This is a genomic window from Nocardia sp. NPDC005745 (assembly GCF_040630775.1).
GTDB lineage: Bacteria > Actinomycetota > Actinomycetes > Mycobacteriales > Mycobacteriaceae > Nocardia.
This window is the reverse complement of record NZ_JBEXYF010000013.1, coordinates 16,599-35,504: the sequence shown is the minus strand read 5'-3', so window position 1 is coordinate 35,504 and position 18,906 is coordinate 16,599. Positions and strand designations below refer to the sequence as shown.

The 18,906-nt window shown below is 69.1% G+C and carries 17 protein-coding genes and 1 pseudogene; 12 read left to right on the top strand and 6 right to left on the bottom strand.

Going from position 1 to position 18,906, the window contains the following annotated elements; all coding sequences use genetic code 11:
- The first annotated feature begins 23 nt into the window (after positions 1-23).
- From ABZ420_RS15660 to ABZ420_RS15640, 5 genes are all read left to right on the top strand, one after another.
- Positions 24-752 (top strand): phosphatidylserine decarboxylase, encoded by a 729-nt coding sequence (locus ABZ420_RS15660; RefSeq protein ID WP_357122516.1) that lies wholly within the window; start codon positions 24-26, stop codon positions 750-752.
- Positions 752-1,678, top strand: coding sequence for a phosphatidylcholine/phosphatidylserine synthase (locus ABZ420_RS15655; protein WP_357122884.1), 927 nt, complete (start codon positions 752-754; stop codon positions 1,676-1,678). Before ABZ420_RS15660 ends, ABZ420_RS15655 begins: the two co-directional genes overlap by 1 nt.
- Positions 1,679-1,820: 142 nt before the next feature.
- Complete coding sequence (locus ABZ420_RS15650) at positions 1,821-2,741, top strand: RNA polymerase sigma-70 factor (RefSeq protein ID WP_357122513.1); 921 nt, start codon at positions 1,821-1,823, stop codon at positions 2,739-2,741.
- An 81-nt stretch (positions 2,742-2,822) separates the two neighbouring features.
- Positions 2,823-3,911, top strand: coding sequence for an FAD-dependent oxidoreductase (locus ABZ420_RS15645; RefSeq protein ID WP_357122510.1), 1,089 nt, complete (start codon positions 2,823-2,825; stop codon positions 3,909-3,911).
- 55 nt (positions 3,912-3,966) lie between these two features.
- Complete coding sequence (locus ABZ420_RS15640) at positions 3,967-4,692, top strand: Clp protease N-terminal domain-containing protein (protein ID WP_357122507.1); 726 nt, start codon at positions 3,967-3,969, stop codon at positions 4,690-4,692.
- An 84-nt stretch (positions 4,693-4,776) separates the two neighbouring features.
- Here the strand turns inward: ABZ420_RS15640 and ABZ420_RS15635 are convergent, their stop codons facing one another.
- Together ABZ420_RS15635 and ABZ420_RS15630 are read right to left on the bottom strand one after the other, a co-directional pair.
- Complete coding sequence (locus ABZ420_RS15635) at positions 4,777-5,451, bottom strand: suppressor of fused domain protein (RefSeq protein ID WP_357122504.1); 675 nt, start codon at positions 5,449-5,451, stop codon at positions 4,777-4,779.
- A 59-nt stretch (positions 5,452-5,510) separates the two neighbouring features.
- Positions 5,511-7,568 carry an NAD(+) synthase gene (locus ABZ420_RS15630; RefSeq protein WP_357122501.1) on the bottom strand — a complete coding sequence of 686 codons (2,058 nt, stop codon included), beginning with the start codon at positions 7,566-7,568 and terminating at the stop codon, positions 5,511-5,513.
- Positions 7,569-7,757: 189 nt separating this feature from the next.
- Here ABZ420_RS15630 and ABZ420_RS15625 point away from each other — a divergent pair, with 189 nt between their 5' ends.
- Positions 7,758-8,051, top strand: a complete 294-nt coding sequence (locus ABZ420_RS15625; protein WP_357122498.1) for a hypothetical protein — start codon at positions 7,758-7,760, stop codon at positions 8,049-8,051.
- A 213-nt stretch (positions 8,052-8,264) separates the two neighbouring features.
- A complete protein-coding gene (groL, locus tag ABZ420_RS15620; RefSeq protein ID WP_062968339.1) occupies positions 8,265-9,890 on the top strand; it encodes a chaperonin GroEL in 1,626 nt (541 codons plus the stop codon).
- 78 nt (positions 9,891-9,968) lie between these two features.
- Here groL and ABZ420_RS15615 read toward each other — a convergent pair whose 3' ends face one another.
- Positions 9,969-10,964, bottom strand: a complete 996-nt coding sequence (locus ABZ420_RS15615) for a superoxide dismutase (RefSeq protein ID WP_357122494.1) — start codon at positions 10,962-10,964, stop codon at positions 9,969-9,971.
- A 124-nt stretch (positions 10,965-11,088) separates the two neighbouring features.
- Here ABZ420_RS15615 and ABZ420_RS15610 point away from each other — a divergent pair, with 124 nt between their 5' ends.
- Positions 11,089-11,541: a MarR family transcriptional regulator gene (locus tag ABZ420_RS15610; protein WP_357122491.1), complete on the top strand. Its 453-nt coding sequence runs from the start codon at positions 11,089-11,091 to the stop codon at positions 11,539-11,541.
- Between the two features lie 196 nt (positions 11,542-11,737).
- Here the strand turns inward: ABZ420_RS15610 and ABZ420_RS15605 are convergent, their stop codons facing one another.
- Complete coding sequence (locus tag ABZ420_RS15605) at positions 11,738-12,856, bottom strand: MFS transporter (RefSeq protein WP_357122488.1); 1,119 nt, start codon at positions 12,854-12,856, stop codon at positions 11,738-11,740.
- 100 nt (positions 12,857-12,956) lie between these two features.
- Between ABZ420_RS15605 and ABZ420_RS15600 the strand changes: the two genes are divergently transcribed.
- From ABZ420_RS15600 to ABZ420_RS15585, 4 genes are all read left to right on the top strand, one after another.
- Positions 12,957-13,277, top strand: a complete 321-nt coding sequence (locus ABZ420_RS15600; protein ID WP_201298008.1) for a helix-turn-helix transcriptional regulator — start codon at positions 12,957-12,959, stop codon at positions 13,275-13,277.
- Positions 13,278-13,402: 125 nt separating this feature from the next.
- A complete protein-coding gene (locus tag ABZ420_RS15595) occupies positions 13,403-14,227 on the top strand; it encodes an HAD-IIA family hydrolase (protein WP_357122485.1) in 825 nt (274 codons plus the stop codon).
- Between the two features lie 307 nt (positions 14,228-14,534).
- Complete coding sequence (locus tag ABZ420_RS15590; RefSeq protein ID WP_245659782.1) at positions 14,535-15,167, top strand: TetR/AcrR family transcriptional regulator; 633 nt, start codon at positions 14,535-14,537, stop codon at positions 15,165-15,167.
- 48 nt (positions 15,168-15,215) lie between these two features.
- Entirely contained in the window at positions 15,216-16,073 is an 858-nt protein-coding gene (locus ABZ420_RS15585) for an alpha/beta fold hydrolase (protein ID WP_040870605.1), read from the top strand.
- 33 nt (positions 16,074-16,106) lie between these two features.
- On the opposite strand, the pseudogene ABZ420_RS15580 reads toward ABZ420_RS15585, so the two are convergent.
- Together ABZ420_RS15580 and ABZ420_RS15575 are read right to left on the bottom strand one after the other, a co-directional pair.
- Positions 16,107-18,179 (bottom strand): annotated as a pseudogene (locus ABZ420_RS15580) (prolyl oligopeptidase family serine peptidase); the annotation flags it as partial.
- Positions 18,180-18,194: 15 nt separating this feature from the next.
- Positions 18,195-18,629, bottom strand: coding sequence for a hypothetical protein (locus ABZ420_RS15575; RefSeq protein ID WP_357122481.1), 435 nt, complete (start codon positions 18,627-18,629; stop codon positions 18,195-18,197).
- Positions 18,630-18,906 lie beyond the last annotated feature (277 nt).

Genomic DNA, 18,906 nt, shown 5'->3' with positions numbered 1-18,906 from the left:
CATCGAGCACGAAAGAGGAGCCTGTGGCCCGCCGTCCCACCCCGCCCGGCACGCCTGAAACGACCGGAGTCGGCCATGTCGTCGACCTGGTCCGCAACGCGATCCCTCCGTTGCATCCCGCCGGGCTCCCGTTCGTCGCCGCACCCCTCGCGGTCGCCGTCGTCGGCGGCAAGCGCAAATGGGTGCGGCGCACGGGTCTCTTCGCCGCGGCGGCCTGCGCGACCTTCTTCCGTCACCCGCATCGCGTGCCGCCGAACCGGCCGGGCGTCGTGGTCGCCCCCGCCGACGGCGAGATCGCGTTGGTCGATATCGCCGCTCCCCCCGCCGAGTTGGGTCTCGGTGACGCGCCGCTGCCGCGGGTGAGCATCTTCTTGTCCGTGCTGGACGTCCACGTGCAGCGCACGCCGGTCTCCGGCGTCGTGCGCACGGTGCTGCACCAGCCGGGACAATTCCGTTCCGCGGACCTGCCCGAGGCGAGTTCGGTCAACGAGCGCAACAGCATGGTGCTGGAGACGCCGGAGGGCAGCCAGGTCGTGGTGGTGCAGATCGCCGGACTGCTCGCGCGCCGGATCGTCTGCGACGCCCAGGTCGGCGACGTGCTGACCATCGCGGACACCTACGGCCTGATCCGCTTCGGCTCGCGGGTCGACACCTACTTCCCGGCGGGCACCGAACTACTCGTGCAGCCCGGCCAGCGCACTATCGGCGGCGAGACCGTGCTCGCCGTGCTCGGCTCACCCGCCGGCGCGTGATGGAAGCGGCGGTACCCACCCAGCGGCGCAGGCGGCGGAGCATTCGGCTGCTGCCCAGCATCGTCACCATCCTGGCGCTGTGCTCCGGGCTGTCCGCGGTGAAATTCGGCCTGGACGGCAAACTCGGTATCGCGCTGGCCATGATCGGTGCGGCGGCCGTGCTGGACACCCTCGACGGCAGGCTGGCCAGGATGCTCGACGCCACCACGAAGATGGGCGCCGAGCTGGACTCGCTGTCGGACGCCATCTCCTTCGGCGTCGCTCCCGCGCTCGTCCTGTATGTGACGCTGCTCAGCAGCAACAGCGTGGGATGGATCGTCGCGCTGCTGTTCGCGGTCAGCATCGTGCTGCGCCTGGCGCGGTTCAACACCCTGATGGACGAGGACAACCGGCCGGACTGGGCGCGGGAGTACTTCGTCGGTGTGCCCGCCCCGGCGGGCGCGCTCATCGCGATGGTTCCGGTGGCGCTGTTCGTGCAGTTCGGCGACGGCTGGTGGGTCGGCTTCTACGAGGTCGCCGCGTGGACGGTGTTCGCCGCCGCACTGGCGGTCAGCACCATCCCGACGCTGGCCATGAAATCGGTGTCGGTGGCGCCGCAGGCCGCGGCCGGGCTGCTGGTGCTGGTCGCGCTCGCCGCGGCGGCGCTGGTCACCTATCCGATCGTGCTGTTGCTGGTGCTGGTCGTGCTGTACCTGGGACATATCCCGTTCGCCTGGCATTCCCAGCGCTGGGTGGCCGCGCGTCCGGAGACGTGGACGCACAAACCCGCCGAGCGGCGTGCGCAACGGCGGGCGAACCGGCGGCTGCCCGCGATCCGGCGCCCGGCCATCCCGCGTCCGGCGATCCGCGGCTCGGCGCGTCTGCGTCTGCGCCGACCCGGGGCGAAGCAACGTGAGAACGGTTATCCGCCGCGGGACGCCGATTAGTCGGACGGACAATCGATCTCGTGAGCACATGGGTAACTGGTCGGGTACGCCCGAAGACCGAGCGGCGCCGAACGCAGGACCTGCACGCGGATCTCGCGCCACCGGCTGGTACGGCCTGATTACTCGGAGAGGCGGGACAGCGATGGAGTCCGATGGGTTGCGGGAATTCGAACTGCATCGGCCGCGCCTGTTCGCGCTCGCCTACCGGATGCTCGGCTCGGCGAGTGAGGCGGAGGACGCGGTGCAGGAGACCTATCTGCGCTGGGACGGCGTCGACCGAGCCGGTATCCGCTCCCCCGAGGCGTGGTTGACCACCGCGCTGGTGAATCTCTGCCGCACCTGGCTTGTTTCGGCGCGGGCGCGGCGGGAGAGCTACGTCGGGCCGTGGCTGCCCGAGCCGGTGCCGACCGCGCGCGGCGAACTCGGCCCGCTGGAGACCGTCGAGGAGCGCGAACAGGTCTCGCTCGCGCTGCTGACGGCACTGGAGCGGCTGACCCCGGTCGAGCGCGCCGTCTTCGTGCTGCGCGAGGCGTTCGGATACGCGCATCGCGAGATCGCCGACATGCTCGACGTCACCGAGTCGAACTCGCAACAGATCTTCCGCCGGGCGGCCCAGCGCGTGCGAGAAGGCCGGGCCCGCTTCGGCATTCCGCCGGAGCATGCCCGCGAGCTGATCGAACGATTCCTGAAGGCGGCGCGCGACGGTGACATCGCGTCGCTGGAGCGGATGCTCGCCGCCGACGTGATCGCGACGGCCGACGGCGGCGGCAAGATCACCGCGGCGCGGCGGCCGATACACGGCGCGAATCAGGTGGCGCGGTACCTGGCGGGTCTGTCGCGCTGGGAGGTGCCGGGGACGCGGTTGCTCGTGGAAGAGGTCAACGGCGCGCCTGCCGTCGTCGCGCGGGTGAACGGTGCGCCGCTGGTGGTGCTGGGGATCGATGTGGCCGACGGCTTGGTCACAGCGCTGCGGTTGATCCTCAACCCGGACAAGCTGGCTTATTTCGCAGGCTCGGGTGGGTCGGTGGGCACGCTGCCGGACCGGCCGCGCCGTCCGCTGTGACGCGCTTCACGGCGCGGGACTGTCAGCAATCGGGGGGCTGTCCGGTCTGAAGGGTGATGGCCGATCGAAAGGAGCCACATCATGACCGGACAGCATCGGATCGTCGTCCTCGGCGCCGGGTACGCGGGGCTGGCGGCGGCACGCAGGCTCGCTCGCACGGCGGGGGACGCCCGGATCACCGTGGTGGACGCTCACGCGTCGTTCGTCGAGCGAGTGCGACTGCACCAGCGGGCGGCCGGACAGCGGATCGCCACGTTGGACCTGCGGGAATCACTGGCACGCAGGGATATCGACTTCGTGCGCGCCCTGGCGACGGAGATCGACACGGTAGCGAAGCGCGTGGTGCTCGACGCGGGGCCCGCGGTCGAGTACGACGCCTTGGTCTACGCCCTCGGCGGCATCGCCGATGTCCAGAGCGTCCCGGGCGTCGCCGAACACGCGTATTCCATTGCGACGCAAGAAGACGTGCGCGACCTGTCCGCCCTCGGCGGGCCGGTGGCGATCGTCGGCGCCGGAGCGACCGGCATCGAACTGGCGGCGGAACTCGCCGAATCCCGGCCGGGAACCCGGGTGCTGCTGCTCGGGTCGGAGGAGCCCGGCGCCTGGCTTTCGGCGCGCGCGCAGGCGCACATCAGGCGGACGTTGGAGCGGCTCGGCGTCGAGATCGTGTCCGGCGCCAAGGTGATCGAGGTGACCTCCGATGGGCCGCGCTTGGCCGACGGTTCGCTGGTCGAGGCCGCGGCGACGGTGTGGACCACGGGTTTCCGGGTGCCCGACCTGGCCGCCCGCTCCGGTCTGGCGGTCGATTCCGACGGCCGGGTGCGCACCGACGCCACCCTGCGTTCGGTGTCGCACCCGGACATCTTCGCCGCGGGTGACGCCGCCGTCATCGCGGGGCCCGGCGGGCGAGATCTACGCATGGCATGCGCCACGGCGCTGCCCACCGGCAAACACGCGGCCGATGCCGTCGTCGCGCGGATGCGTGGTCGCGAGCCGAAGGAGTTCCGGTTCCGCTATGTACTCCATTGCCTCAGCCTGGGCCGCGCAGACGGAGTCGTGCAGGCCGTGCACGCCGACGACGCACCGGCTCGGACGGTGCTGACCGGGCGGACGGCGGCGTGGGTCAAGGAGCGCATCGTGCGCTTCGCGGCCGGGGCGGCGCGCCCCTGAATCCAATCGTCAACTAACGGTTGACGATAGGTCATCGTCAACTTATGGTTGACGTATGACCTCACAATTCCGCCTCGACGACCTGATCGACGGCATCAAGAAAGCCCGTCCCGACAACGTGCTCGAGCAACTGTCCGATGCCGTCGTCGTGGCGAATCACCTCGACGAAGTGGCCGACCACCTGATCGGCCACTTCGTGGACCAGGCCCGGCGCTCCGGCGCCTCGTGGACCGACATCGGCGCCAGCATGGGCGTCACCAAGCAGGCCGCCCAGAAGCGGTTCGTGCCCAAGGTGCCCGAGCCGGCCGCGGCGGCGGCCATGGACCCGAACACGGGCTTCGCGCGCTTCACCCAGCGGGCACGGGCGGTCGTGATGGCGGCGCAGGAGGCGGCGCGCGCGGCGGGCAACCGCGAGATCTCGGTCGGGCACGTGGTGCTGGGGCTGCTCACCGAACCACAGGGCCTCGCGGTGCACGAACTCGTCCACCAAGGCGTCGCCGTCGACGTGATCTCCGCCGCCGCCACCGCGTCCCTGCCACCGGGTGAGGGGGACGTCCCCGCGCTCGTGCCGTTCGGCGCGGAGGCCAAGAAGGTCCTCGAACTCACCTTCCGGGAAGCGCTCCGGCTGGGGCACAACTACATCGGCACCGAGCACATCCTGCTCGCCCTGCTCGAGCAGGAGAACGGCGCCGGTCTGCTCAGCGATCTCGGCGTCGACAAGGCGAAGGCCGAAACGCATCTGGGCGAACTGCTCGCGTCCATCAGCTCCGAGAAATCCTGACCCGCGTGGGCGGTGCGAAGTTCCGTGCGCGGATCGCACTCGCCCTCGCGGTGTCCTCGCCGGTGATCGACCCCAGCGGCCTGATCACCCGCGCCCGGCCAGGCCGCCACCCCACCGTGGCCAGCGGGCCTGCGGTTTCGGCTCGGCGACCAGCGGCTCACGGTAGATGTCGGTGACGTAGAGGGGTAGTCGCGGTTCCAGCTCGGCGAGCAGGGGCAGTGCGCCTCCTCCTTGTGCCGCACGGTATTCCGGCATGGTCAGCCCGACGATCTGCAGGAACCGCACGCGGCCGTTCGGGCTGTCGACGGCGCCCAGTTCGGGGTCGGTCGTGAAACAGACGGCGTGACAGGTGCAGTCGGGGTGGTCGGCCGCGATCGGCCCGTTCGTTTTGACGGTGCGTCCCGGTTCGAACCACTTGCCGGACTGGAAGACGTAATGGGCCAGGTTCTGCATCAAATTCGCCGGCCACGCGGGCGGTTCGGTGTCCTCGGGCCCGCGCGCCGGCCGGAAGGTGAATTCGAAGCCCCAGCCGGACTCCGCCGGGTCGTCCCACTCCTTCTCGTGCAGCTCGGTCATCCCGTAGCTGATGTAATGCCAGTGCGGCACCGGGTCGGCGCGGGAGTACGCGCTGATCCCGTCGAGCGGGTCGGACCCGCCGAGGGACCACGGGTGGTCGGATGCCCAGTGGAAGGGCTCGATATCGCCGTACAGCGGCCGCAACGCATCATCGATCGCATCCCAGCCGGGTCGTTCACTCACGCAGCCACCATAGGCAGGGCGCATCCGGTCGTAGTCGGGGTGTCGAGCGCTGCGATGCCTCAGGCATCCGGCACGTTGCGGGCGAGCTCCTCGAGCCAGGCCGCCGCGGACGCGTCGCTGGGCGCGCGCCAGTCGCCGCGCGGCGAGAGCGAACCGCCGGAGCCGACCTTCGGCGCGTTCGGCAGCGTCGAGCGTTTGAACTGGCTGGTCTGCACGAAGCGCAGCAGGAACTCGCCCAGCCAGTGCTTGATAGTGGCGAGGTCGTAGGCGTTGCGCTGATCGACGGGGACGAGGTCGGGCCAGCGGCCGGTGGCGGCATCCGACCAGGCGTGCCTGGCCAGATAGGCCACGCGGCTGGGGCGGTAGCCGAAACGCAACAGGTAATAGAGGTGGAAGTCCTGTAATTCGTACGGGCCGACGGTGGCCTCCGAACTCTGGCCCGGTGCGGAGGAGTCGGCGTTCGGGATCAGTTCGGGGGAGATCTCGGTGCGCAGGATCGACGAAAGCACCTCGCCCGCTTCCGCGCCGAGCTGCTCGGTGTCCACCGCCCAGGCGATCAGGTGTTTGATCAGCGTCTTGGGCACCGACGCGTTGACGCTGTAGTGCGCCATATGATCCCCGACGCCGAATGTGCACCAGCCCAGCGCCAGTTCGCTGAGGTCGCCGGTGCCCACCACCAGCGCGCCGTGCATATTGGCCAGCCGGAACAGGTGCGAGGTGCGCTCACCGGCCTGCACGTTCTCGTAGGTGATGTCGTACTGCGACGCGCCGTCGGCGGCCGGGTGGCCGAGGTCGCGCAGCATCTGCGTGGCCGAGGGGCGGATGTCGATCTCGCGTGCCGTGACGCCGAGAGCGGCCATCAGCCGGTGCGCGTCGGTCTTGGTCCTGGTGCTGGTCGCGAAGCCGGGCATGGTGTAGGCCAGCACGTTCGCCCGCGGCAGGCCGAGCCGGTCCATCGTCTGCGCGGCGACGATCAGCGCCTGGGTGGAGTCCAAGCCGCCGGACACCCCGATCACCACGCGTTGCGTGCCGGTCGCGCGCAACCGCGTGCTCAGGCCCTCGACCTGGATGTGGTGCACCTCGGCGCAGCGCTCGTTGCGCAGAGCCGGGTCGGCGGGAACGTACGGGAAGCGCTCGATCTCACGCTCCAGCGCGACCGGGTTCTCGGGGATCGGCAGCCGCACGTCGATGCGTCGCAGCGCGGCCAGCCGGTCGCGGTGGTCGTGCACGTTGTCGGCGAAGCTGGTGGTGCGCAGACGATCCGCGGCGAGGCGGCGCAGGTCCAGGTCGGCGGTGACCAGCTGGGGATGATCGCAGAACCGCTCGCCCTCCGCGAGCAGGTCGCCGTTCTCGCAGATCAGCGCCTGCCCGTCCCAGGCGAGATCGGTCGTCGACTCCCCGGTCCCCGCGGCGGAGTACAGATACGCCGCGAGATAGCGCGCCGAATGCGAGGTGCACAGCGATCGCCGGTAGTCCGCCTTGCCGATCACGATGTTGCTCGCGGACAGGTTGATCAGCACGGTCGCGCCGGCCAGCGCGGCGAAGCCGCTGGGCGGCAACGGAACCCACCCGTCCTCGCAGATCTCCAGGTGGAAGACGAAGTCGTCCAGATTGCTCGCCCGGAACAGCAGATCGGAGCCGAACGGCGCACGGTGCCCGGCGACGGTGACGTGATCCTCCAGCACCTCCCGCGCCGCCGCGAACTGGCGTTTCTCGTAGAACTCCCGGTAATTCGGCAGGTAGCTCTTCGGTGCGACGCCGAGCACGATGCCACGGCAGATCGCGATCGCGCAGTTGAACAACCGGTGGTGAGCGCGCACCGGGGCGCCCACCACGAGCACCGTGTCGATGTCCGTGCTCGCCGCGACGAGCCGGGCCAGCGCCGCCTCGACTGCGGCGTCCAGCGCGTCCTGGTGGAACAGGTCGTCGGCGGTGTACGAGGAGAGCCCCAGCTCGGGGAACACCGTCAGCACGGCACCGGCCGCCGCGGCCCGCGCGGCCAGCTCCACGGTCTGCTCGACGTTGTAGGCGGGGTCGGCCACCCGTACCCGGGGGACCGCGACCGCCACCCGCGCGAAGCCGTGCCGGTACAGCGAATCGAACGGCAGGTCGGTCACCCGCGTCCCCTTCCGGGATGAGGTCGATCATGATCCCCTCGGAATCTACGCCGCCGCGGGCGGGCGGGCGCGGCAGTGAGTCTGCGGATAACCCGGCAGCGGCCTCGTGACCTGCGCTTCTACCGACGGGGCCGGGAGGCGCGAATCGTCCGGCCGAAGATGTGAACCGCCGGCGGCTAAGCTATAGCAATGGCGGATGAAACAGATTCCGACCTAATAGCGGGGGAACGGCGCGCAGATCTGCTGCGCGCGCTTTCGTATGTGTCCACCGAGCACCAACCGGACGGCAGCTATGTGCTGAACGGCGACCTTCCGCCGGACGTCGCCCCGCCGTTCATTCGCGCCATCATGCGGGTGGAGGCGGAGTTGCTGCTGCACGACGCCGAGCTCGTCACGGTCGAGGGTGGAGAGCCCCGCACGCCGGAGGAACGGCGCACCGACGCGTTCGTCGCGCTGGTCTTCCGCGTGGATGACCGGCGCTAGCCCGGCGCGGACCTTGCACTCGCCACCCTAGAGTGCTAAAAATGCTTTTGGCACTCCCTATCGGTGAGTGCCAGGTCGGGACGGTGAGACCGGGTTCCGTAGACACCCTCGGTCGTCCGTCGCGGGCACCGAACCTGGCCAGCGTAACTGGGGCGACCCGACCAGCGGTCGTCCTGTGTGTCAGCCATCCACATGGAGGATCTCAACAACGCCATGGCCAAGACAATTGCGTATGACGAAGAGGCCCGCCGCGGCCTCGAGCGGGGCCTCAACAGCCTCGCCGACGCGGTCAAGGTGACGCTGGGCCCCAAGGGTCGCAACGTTGTCCTGGAGAAGAAGTGGGGCGCTCCCACGATCACCAACGATGGTGTGTCCATCGCCAAGGAGATCGAGCTGGAGGACCCGTACGAGAAGATCGGCGCCGAGCTGGTCAAGGAAGTCGCCAAGAAGACCGACGACGTCGCGGGCGACGGCACCACCACCGCGACCGTGCTCGCCCAGGCGCTGGTGCGCGAGGGTCTGCGCAACGTCGCGGCCGGTGCGAACCCGCTGGGCCTGAAGCGGGGCATCGAGAAGGCCGTCGAGGCTGTCACCGCCAAGCTGCTCGACACCGCCAAGGAGATCGACACCAAGGAGCAGATCGCTGCTACCGCGGGCATCTCGGCGGGCGACTCGTCCATCGGTGAGCTGATCGCCGAGGCCATGGACAAGGTCGGCAAGGAAGGTGTCATCACCGTCGAGGAGAGCAACACCTTCGGGCTCCAGCTGGAGCTCACCGAGGGTATGCGCTTCGACAAGGGCTACATCTCCGGCTACTTCGTCACCGACCCGGAGCGTCAGGAAGCGGTCCTCGAGGACCCGTACATCCTGCTGGTCGGCTCGAAGATCTCGACCGTCAAGGACCTGCTGCCGCTGCTGGAGAAGGTCATCCAGGCGGGCAAGCCGCTGCTGATCATCGCCGAGGACGTCGAGGGCGAGGCCCTGTCGACCCTGGTCGTGAACAAGATCCGCGGCACCTTCAAGTCCGTCGCCGTCAAGGCGCCCGGCTTCGGTGACCGCCGCAAGGCGCAGCTGGCCGACATCGCCATCCTGACCGGCGGCGAGGTCATCAGCGAAGAGGTCGGCCTCTCGCTGGAGAGCGCGGGCGTCGAGCTGCTCGGCCAGGCGCGCAAGGTCGTCGTCACCAAGGACGAGACCACCATCGTCGAGGGTGCGGGCGACCCGGAGGCCATCAAGGGCCGGGTTCAGCAGATCCGCACCGAGATCGAGAACTCCGACTCGGACTACGACCGCGAGAAGCTGCAGGAGCGCCTGGCCAAGCTGGCCGGCGGTGTCGCGGTGATCAAGGCGGGCGCGGCCACCGAGGTGGAGCTCAAGGAGCGCAAGCACCGCATCGAGGACGCCGTTCGTAACGCGAAGGCGGCCGTCGAGGAGGGCATCGTCGCCGGTGGTGGCGTGGCCCTGCTGCAGTCGGCTCCGGCGCTGGACGAGCTGAAGCTCACCGGTGACGAGGCGACCGGCGCGAACATCGTGCGGGTCGCGCTGTCGGCTCCGCTGAAGCAGATCGCGTTCAACGCGGGCCTCGAGCCCGGTGTGGTCGCCGAGAAGGTGTCGAACCTGCCCGCGGGTCACGGCCTGAACGCCGACTCGGGCGAGTACGAGGACCTGCTGGCCGCCGGCGTTGCCGACCCGGTCAAGGTCACCCGCTCGGCGCTGCAGAACGCGGCTTCGATCGCGGCCCTGTTCCTGACCACGGAGGCCGTTGTCGCCGACAAGCCGGAGAAGTCCGCCGCTCCCGCCGGCGACCCGACCGGTGGCATGGGCGGCATGGACTTCTGAGTCCGGCCACCCGGCAGCACAGTTCGAACCGGAAGCCGGTCCACCGCGAGGTGGGCCGGCTTCCGGCGTTTTCGCGCGTCAGATTCCGTCGAGGGTGACGACGGCGAACGGCGTCCTCGGGCTGCCGGGCCCCATCGGGCCGCCCTTGTCGAATTGGGAGGAGACGATCAGGGTTCGGTCACCGGCGCGGGCCAGCGTCGTCGGGATGGACAGCGCCTCGTCGGTGCGCTGCTGTGCCAGCGTCACGGTGGCGCCGTCGTCGGAGACGGTCCAGCGGCTGATCGTGTTGGTCGTGTTGTGGACGGCCCACAGGGTGTCCTCGCGCAATTCCAGTCCGTCGCCCTGCCGGAGATCGCCGCCACGCAGGGCGACCTTGCTGATCGGATTCGCTTCCGGCGTCAACGCGATGCGGTACAGGTCGCCGCGCGGCATGTCGACCGTGAGCAGGTAACGGCCCGCCGGATCGGCGACGATGCCGTTCAGGCTGAAGCCGCCCGGCTCGATCGGCGGCAGTACGGAACGCAAGTCGAACTGCGGAGTCAGTTCCCCGCGCCCGCCGTGTGCACTGGCGGCGGCCAGTTGATCGGGAGTGACGCGATAGACCACCGCCCGCGTGCTGTCGGTCAGGTACGCCGTGCCGTCCGGGGTGATGGCGAGATCGTTCACGAAGCGAGGGTCGCTTCCGGGCACCGTGAAGTCGGCGAGCAGCGCGCGGGTCGCGACGTCGTACACCGCGACGCCAGCGGTCGAGTCGGTCACCCACAGCCGCCCGGCCGGGTCGACTTTCAAGCCGTTGGCGGTCTTGTGGTTGTTGGCGCCTTCGGGCAGGAAGACCTCGGCGCGATGGGCATCCGGTGTCGCGCGGTAGACGGCGCCGGTGGTGTAGGACCCGACGTAACTGTCTCCGGTGCGTGCGTCGACCGCGATCCCCTCCGGGTAGACGTGGTCGCCCGGCAGTTCGTAGGCGGTATGGACGGGGCTGGTCGGCGTATCGCCGGTGCCGCAGGCCATGAGTGTGATGCAGGCGCTTCCTGCGGCCAGGCTCGACAGCAGGTGGGACAGAGCATGGGACATTGGGTCTACCTCTTAGGGCTCGCTCAAACGAGTTTGTTCACACTTGAGAATGAGCACAAATCTAAGTTAGAACTCTAATGATCGTCAAGGCTGGAACGATAAGTTGTGCGGATACCATGCGTTTATGACGTCCTTGCCCGCCGCCGAACGGATCGGTTCGTATCTCAAACGTGCCGAGCAGTCCCTCAACACGGCGAAGAACGCCGCGTTGAAGCCGGCGGGCGTCACCGTGCCGCAGTACGCCGCACTGCTGTTCCTCGCGGAGAATCCCGGTATCTCGGCCGCCGCCCTGGCCCGGCTCTGCGGCGTCACCCCGCCCTCGATGAACACCGTGCTGAGCAACCTCCAAGACCGCGGGCTGATCGAACGCACGCCGCACCCCTGGCACAAGAACGTCCTGGAGACCACGCTGACCGAGAAGGGCGCGGCGGTGATGCGGGACGCGGACGCCCGCGCGGTCCGCGTCGAACGAGCCCTGGCCGAGGAATTCACCGACGCCGAACGAGCTACCTTGCAGGACTTGCTGATTCGATGCGCCGATCGGCTCGACTCGATCCGGCCCGATCCGGCCGCTTAGTCATCCGCGGGCAGAAATCGGACGCACCCGCGACCGGATCGGGCCGCTCACGGCCACGGAGTCACCGAACGGCGATGCTCGGCGCCCTCCGGTCGGTGTGGCGAAGGGTCGACCGGCCGGTGTGGTGGAACCGTGGGAGTGGAGCGGATCGACTCACCGGCGGCGCGAGTCGTGGTCGCATCGTTGCTGGACAGGGCTAGGCGGGAACCGGAGTTCGGACGGCGGGCCGAGCCTTGCGGAGCGCGAGTGCGAGCGCCAGGCACGCGATGAGCGCGGATGTCCACGGCAGCCACTGGCTACCGGAGGAATCCAGTACGGTCGCACCGACGATGGACCCGATGCCCGCGCCGAGGTAGATGGCCGATCCGTTCAGGCCGAGGGCGACGGTGGGCGCGTCGTGGGCGATGCCGAACAGGCGATGCTGTTGCGGTACCAGGATCGCCGCACCGAACAACCCGGTGACGGCGAGCACGACGAACACCGCCCACGCGGCATGGACGGCCACGCCGAGCAGGGCCAGGCCCGCCAGTGCGCCGAGCAGCCCCACCGTCAGCGTGCGCTGCGGACCGTACCGGTCTACCGCGCGCCCGGCCTGCGCGTTGCCGATCACCTGGCCGATGCCCATGGCCAGCAGCAACCACGCGAGCATGCTCTGCGGCACGGAGGTCGCGACCACCACCGGCAGGTAGACGATGGTGGTGTAGACGGCGGTGATCTGCGTGGTCGTCACGATCAGCACGCGCAGCACCGCCGGACGGGTCAGCACGCCGATCCGGTCGCGCAGGCCGGTGCTCGGCAGCATCACCCGGGGCAGCAGGAGGACCAGCGCCGCCGCGACGGCTCCGCCGACCGCGATTCCCCACAGCACGCCCCGCCAGCCGATCCAGTGCTCGGCGAAGATGCCGATCGGCACGCCCGCGACGCTGGACAGTGTGATGCCCGCGGTGACGATCGACAGCGCCCGTCCCCGGTGCGCGTCATCGGCGACGACGCCCGCGACGGCGAACGCGTTGGCCTGGAAGGCCGCCGCTCCGATGGCCGCCACCACACGCGCCGCCGCCATGACACCGAAGCTCTCCGCGGCGGCCTGCCCGATCATGCCGAGCACGAAAAGCGCGGCGCCGCCGCCGAGTAGCCGTCGGCGGTCCCAGGAGCCGGTCGCGGCGGCGATCAGGGGCGAGGCGATGGCGTAGGTCCAGGCGAACATCGTGGTCAGCTGGCCCGCGGTGGACACGGAGACGTGCAGGTCGGCGGCGATCAGCGGGAGCAGGCCGCTGAGCACGAAGCCGTCGGTGCCGAGCACGAAAGTGCCCACGGCGAGCGGTAGGAGCGATCGATACAGATTGTTAGATGATTGTCGAAGCATCATAGGATGAGGGTGGGATATGATTCGATTGTTGTCAAATGATCGGAGAATGGAGATGCGCCCGCTGCCGCAGCCGAGTACCGCCGACATCGACCTGGTCCGGGTGCTCAGCGCCCTCGCCGACCCGGTCCGGCTCGAACTGGTGCGCGCGCTCGCCGGCGAGCGCGAACCGCTGAGCTGCAATGTCCGGGAGTTCGACGTGGAGATCACGGCGGCGACCGCCTCGCACCACTGGAAGGTGCTGCGGGACGCGGGCATTACGACGACCTTCGTCTCCGGCCGCAACCGGCTGGTCGAATTACGGCGCGACGATCTGGAGCAGCGCTTCCCCGGCCTGCTGGACGCGGTCATCACCGGCGCTCAGCGCTGAACCGGCCGCCGGGCGCGTGCTCCACATCAGCGGCGACGGCCCTCCTCCAGTGCGTATCGGCGCCTTCGGCATTGATCACCCCGAGTCCGCGTGCCCGGCGGGCGGGCCGGTCGTACGCTGAACCCATGCCTGACCGCGGTCGGATCCGAGGCGTGCTCTACGACATCGACGGCGTCCTGGTGACCTCCTGGCAGGAGATCGAGGGCGCCGCCGCCGCGGTGCGCCGGATCGGCGAGAGCGGGCTGCGCCGCGCTTTCCTGACCAACACCACCTCGCGCACTTGCGCCGAGATCGCGCAGCGCCTGTGCGACACCGGTATCGAGGTCGAGCAGGGCGAGATCGTCACCGCCGCAAGGCTCACCGCCGAGTTCGTGCGCGGACGCTACCCCGATGCCGCCGTCTGGGTGCTCAACCACGGCGACATCACGGCGGATCTCACCGGTCTGACGCTCGACGACGATCATCCGGACGTGGTCGTGATCGGCGGAGCGGGACCGGAATTCGATCACGCCGCGCTGAGCCGGGTGGTGGAACTGATGCTGGACGGTGTGCCCGTCGTCGCCATGCACAGCGGGTTGACTTGGGCCACAGCGAAAGGGCTCCGCGTCGACGCGGGCGCCTACCTGCCCGGCCTGGAGGCTGCGGGCAATGCGCGCATCGAGGTGGTCGGCAAGCCCGCCGCAGCCGGTTTCCGGACCGCCGCCGCACTGATGCGGCTGGATCCTTCGGAAGTCCTGATGATCGGTGACGATCTGTATTCGGATGTGCTGGCGGCGCAGGACGCGGGGTTGACCGGGGTTCTGGTACGGACCGGTAAATTTCGTCCCGGCGTACTGGCATCGGCCGACCGCGCGCCCGATCACGTCATCGATTCCGTGGCCGCGCTGCCGGAATTGCTGGCCGGGTCGGCGGAGTCGGGCGAACTTGCCGTAACCGACGAATCGGAATGAAACAAAAAATTCTACAGTTTCCCTCTAAAATTGCCCGCAAACACGACGCCGCTAGGTATCGTCTGTTCCGGCAAATGGCCAGTGACAAGGAATGTCTCACGGACAGATCGGAGTTGCCGGATGCTCGATTCGCTGATGAGCGTGCTTGTGCGCAAACTACTATGGTCGCCGGGCTTCGGCTCGGCGACCGATCAATGAGGTAGCAACTGCTCAGCCAACTTTCGGCTAACGCGATGTAGGCCGCAGGTTGTAACGAAGGGCCCGATCCATGACGATGAGTTCGGGCCCTTCTGTATTGTCTGCCCCAATGTCACAGGATGCGAATACGGGTCGAATGTATGCCGGGCAACCCGTGGAGGACCGGCAGCGTCAGCGGCGTGCGCGTTTTCTGGAGTCAGGCCTGACGGTCTTCGCGCGGGACGGCTACGCCAATAGTTCGGTCGGCGCCATCTGTAAGGACGCCGGACTCTCCTCGCGACAGTTCTACGAGGAGTTCACCGGTCGCGAGTCCCTGCTCCTAGAGCTGTACGAGCAGATCGACCGGGAGTCGCGCGATGCCGTGAAGAAGGCGTTGGACGCGAAGTCCGGCGCCAAGTCGCTGGACGTCATCGATGCCGCGGTTCGCGCGTACGTCGAATCCATCGGATCCGATCCGCGCAAGGCGCGCGTCGCCTTGGTCGAAGTGGTCGGCGCGGGCCCGAAGGTGGAGAAGTTCCGTCTCGCGGTGCGCCGGGAGTGGGGTTCGCTGCTGGCCGGCGCCGCCGAAGACGCCGCGCTGCACGGCGAGATACCCGCGGGCGACTACGAGATGCGGATGCTGGCCATCATCGGCGCCGTCAACTACGTGGTGGACTCGTGGAGCGGTGCGGAGCCGCGTCCGCCGCTCGACGACGTGATCCGGGTGCTGAGCAGAGTGATCATCGGCGCGGTCCGCGCATAGCGTCCCGGCCTGCGGGACCGGCAGGCACGAGCGCGGTAGCGTTCGGGGATGCAGACAGTTCCGATCCAGATGCCGGACGGCACCACGGTTCCGGTGCGGTTGATCCCCGCCGGGGGCGTGCACCGGCACCCGGTCACACCGGACGCGCCGCGTCCGGTGCTGGTGATCGTGCCCGGACTCGGTGTCCCGGGGGGTTACTACGAACTGTTCGCCTCGAGCCTGGCGGCACGCGGGTTCGACGTGGCCATCGGTGAGTTGCGCGGCAACGGCGACAGCAGGCCGAAGCCGAGTTCCGCCAGCACCTTCGGCTACCACGAGCTGGTCTCGGTCGACTTCCCGGCGATCTTCGAGGTGGTCCGCGAACAATTCCCGGACAGCACGCCGTACCTGCTCGGCCACAGCATGGGCGGCCAGCTCGGCGTCATGTACGCCGCCCGCATCCGCGGCAGGCTCGGCGGACTCGTCCTGGTCGCGTCCGGCACGCCGTATTACCGCGGCTATCGCGGACTTTCGGGCCCGGGCATGCTGGTCGGCACCGCGGCGATCTCGCTGACGGCCAACTTGGCGGGCTTCTGGCCCGGCGACCGGGTGTCGATGGGCTTCGGCCGCCAGTCCAAAGTGCTGATCTCCGATTGGGCCCGGCTCGCGCGCACCGGCCGGTTCGTCCCGGTCGGCGCGGACATCGACTACGAGGAGCGCATCGCACGGCTGCGGCTTCCGGTGCTGTCCATCACGATGACCGGCGACGACCTCACCCCGCCCAGCTCCGCCGAGCACCTGCTGGAGAAGCTGCCCAACGCCGAGGTGACGCGCTGGCGACAGCCGGAACCGCTCGGCCACAACGGCTGGATCCGGCAGTGCGCGAGCACCGTCGACCAGATCGAGAAGTGGCTGCGCGACCGCTGAGGCGCGCCCGGACCGCGTCCGGCCCGGCCTTCGTCAGGCGCGTCGCTCGATCAGCATCTGGGTGAAGAACTCGTAGATCAGCGCCGCCTGGAAAGCCGACTGCTTGTTGTCGGCGGCGCCGCCGTGGCCGCCCTCGATGTTCTCGTGGTACCAGAACTCGTGGCCCTGCTCCTCCAGCAGCGCGGCCATCTTACGGGCGTGGCCGGGATGCACCCGGTCGTCCCTGGTCGAGGTGGTGAGCAGGATCGGCGGGTAGGCGCGGTCGGCGCGCACGTTCTGATAAGGCGAGTACTTGCCGATGTACTCCCATTCCTCCGGCTTGTCGGGGTCGCCGTACTCGGCCATCCACGAGGCGCCCGCCAGCAGCAAGTGGTAGCGCTTCATGTCCAGCAGCGGCACCTGGCAGACGATCGCGCCGAACAATTCGGGGTAGCGGGTCAGCATCACGCCCATGAGCAGCCCGCCGTTGCTGCCGCCGACCGCGCCGAGCTGATCCGCCGTGGTGATACCGCGCCCGACGAGGTCTTTCGCGATCGAGGAGAAGTCCTCGTACACCTTGTGCCGGTTGGCTTTCTGCACCGAGGTGTGCCATTGCGGCCCGTACTCGCCGCCGCCGCGGATGTTCGTCATCACCCAGGTACCGCCGCGCTCCAGCCAGCCCATCCCCGAGGCGCCGCTGTAACCCGGAGTGCGCGACACTTCGAAACCGCCGTACCCGGACATCACCGTCGGCCCAGGCTGGTCCTTGCGGTCGCGATGGCGGATCACGAAGTAGGGCACCGGCGTGCCGTCATCGGACGTGGCGAAGAACTGCTCGGTCTCCACGCCGCCGGCGTCGAAGAATCCGGGCTCCTGCTTGAGCCGCTCGGTGCGCCCGCCGACCGCACTGGCCAGCAGCGTGGCCGGCGTGGTGAACCCGCTGGTGCTGAGCATGAACTCGTCGCCGCCCTCCAGCGGGTCGAGATTCAGCACGCTGGTGGTGGCCATCGGCGGGGTATCGGTCAGTGGCCTGCGACGCCAGCCGTCCGTGGCCGGGGTGAGCACGTGCAGCTTGGTCTGCACGTCCTCGAGCGTGACCAGCAGCAGGTGATTCTCGGTCCAGCCGTAGCCGTGCAGCGCGGTGTGCGCGTCCGGGGTGAAGAGGACCTCGAAATCCCGTGCGCCGGACAGGAACTTCTCGAAGTCGGCGGCCAGCAGCGCACCCGCGGGATAGCTCGCGCCGCCCACCTCCCACGGCGACTTCAACCGCACCAGCAGCCAGTCCTTGTACCAGGATTCGCTGGCGTCGCTGGGGATGTCGAGATGCCGCAGCGTTCCGTCGTCGGCCAGCAGGTACACCTCTTCGTTGAAGAAGTCGGTGGCGCGGCCGACGTAGTGCCGTTCGTAACCCGGTGTGCGGTCGTAGCCCGCCGAGACCGCGACATCTCCGGTCTCGCCCTCGAAAACGGTGGTCGCCTCGTCCAGGGCGGTGCCGCGCCGCCAGCGTTTCGCGATCCGCGGATACCCCGAATCGGTCAGCGAGCCGGGGCCGAAGTCGGTGCCCACGTACACCGAGTCGATATCGATCCAGCGGATCTCCGACTTCGCCTCGGGCAGGAAGAAGCCGCCGTCGGCCGGGTCGACGAACACCCGCCGCTCGAGGTCGAATTCGCGGACCACCTTCGCGTCCGCGCCGCCGCGCGACAGGCTGATCAGCGCGCGGGACTGTTCCGGGCGCAGTACCGCGGCTCCGCCCCACACCCAGTTCTCGTCCTCGGCGGCGGCCAGTGCGTCGAGATCGATCAGCACGTCCCAGTCCGGCGAGTCCTCGGCGTACTCGGCGAACGTAGTGCGCCGCCAGAGGCCGCGCGGGTGCTCGGCGTCTCGCCAGAAGTTGTAGAGCCAGGGGCCGCGGCGAGACGGGTAGGCGATCTTCGTATCGGTGTCGAGCATGCCGAGGATGCGCCGCTCCAGCTCCCGGAAGCGATCGGAGTCGGCGAACCGGGAGTGCACGACGGCATTGTGCGCGCGGGCCCAGTCCAAGGGCCGCTCGCCGGTCACTTCTTCCAGCCAGAGGTAGGGGTCGGTCACATTCTCCACACCGCTCATCCCCACATTGTGGACGAGCCGCCCGGCGCGCGGTTACCAGGAGTGCGCTACGTCGACCACGATGCGCGATCCGCTGCCCGGTCCGTCGAGGGTGTAGGTCTGGAACGGCAGCCGGGCGCGCGTCCCGAGACCGACCGTGGTCTGGCCTTCGAAAGAGCCGGCCCAGGCCACCTGACGGAAAGTCCGGTAGTCCCGCACCTCGGTGAGCTCGGCCCGATTGGCGGGGTTGTAGGTGGGGGTGAACGAGTCGTCGTAGGCAGGGGCGTTGACGGTGATGCTCAGGTACGCCTCCCCGCGCAGCGGGACGGGTGCGCCGGAGCCGTCCATGGTCACCCGCTCGACGTAGCCGACGTGGTAACCCGTCACGGGCCCGGCGAGGTCGAACACCAGGCGGTCGAAGCAGTCGTGCCGCCCGGCGCGGACCCCGGTCAGCGGCGTGAGCGTGCGGGCCTGGCTCGTCTTGGGCATCGAACCCCAACCGGACGCACACGCCGGGGCGGCGGAGGCCGGGGCGGGCGCGATCCAGAGACCGGCGATTGTCAGGAAGGAGAAGAAAAGGGGAAGCAAGCGACGCATGGTCGCACCGCCTTCGGGGCACGGGGGATTGATGTACAACGTGCATCGGTCGAGGTGAGCGCGCTGTTACCGACCATTGCGGCGAAAAGTGTTGGCGAACGGGAAAACTCGTCCACCGCGGCCGAGGAGCGGCGGCTCGCCGTTCGCTGGGGCCGATGCCGGCTCGGCG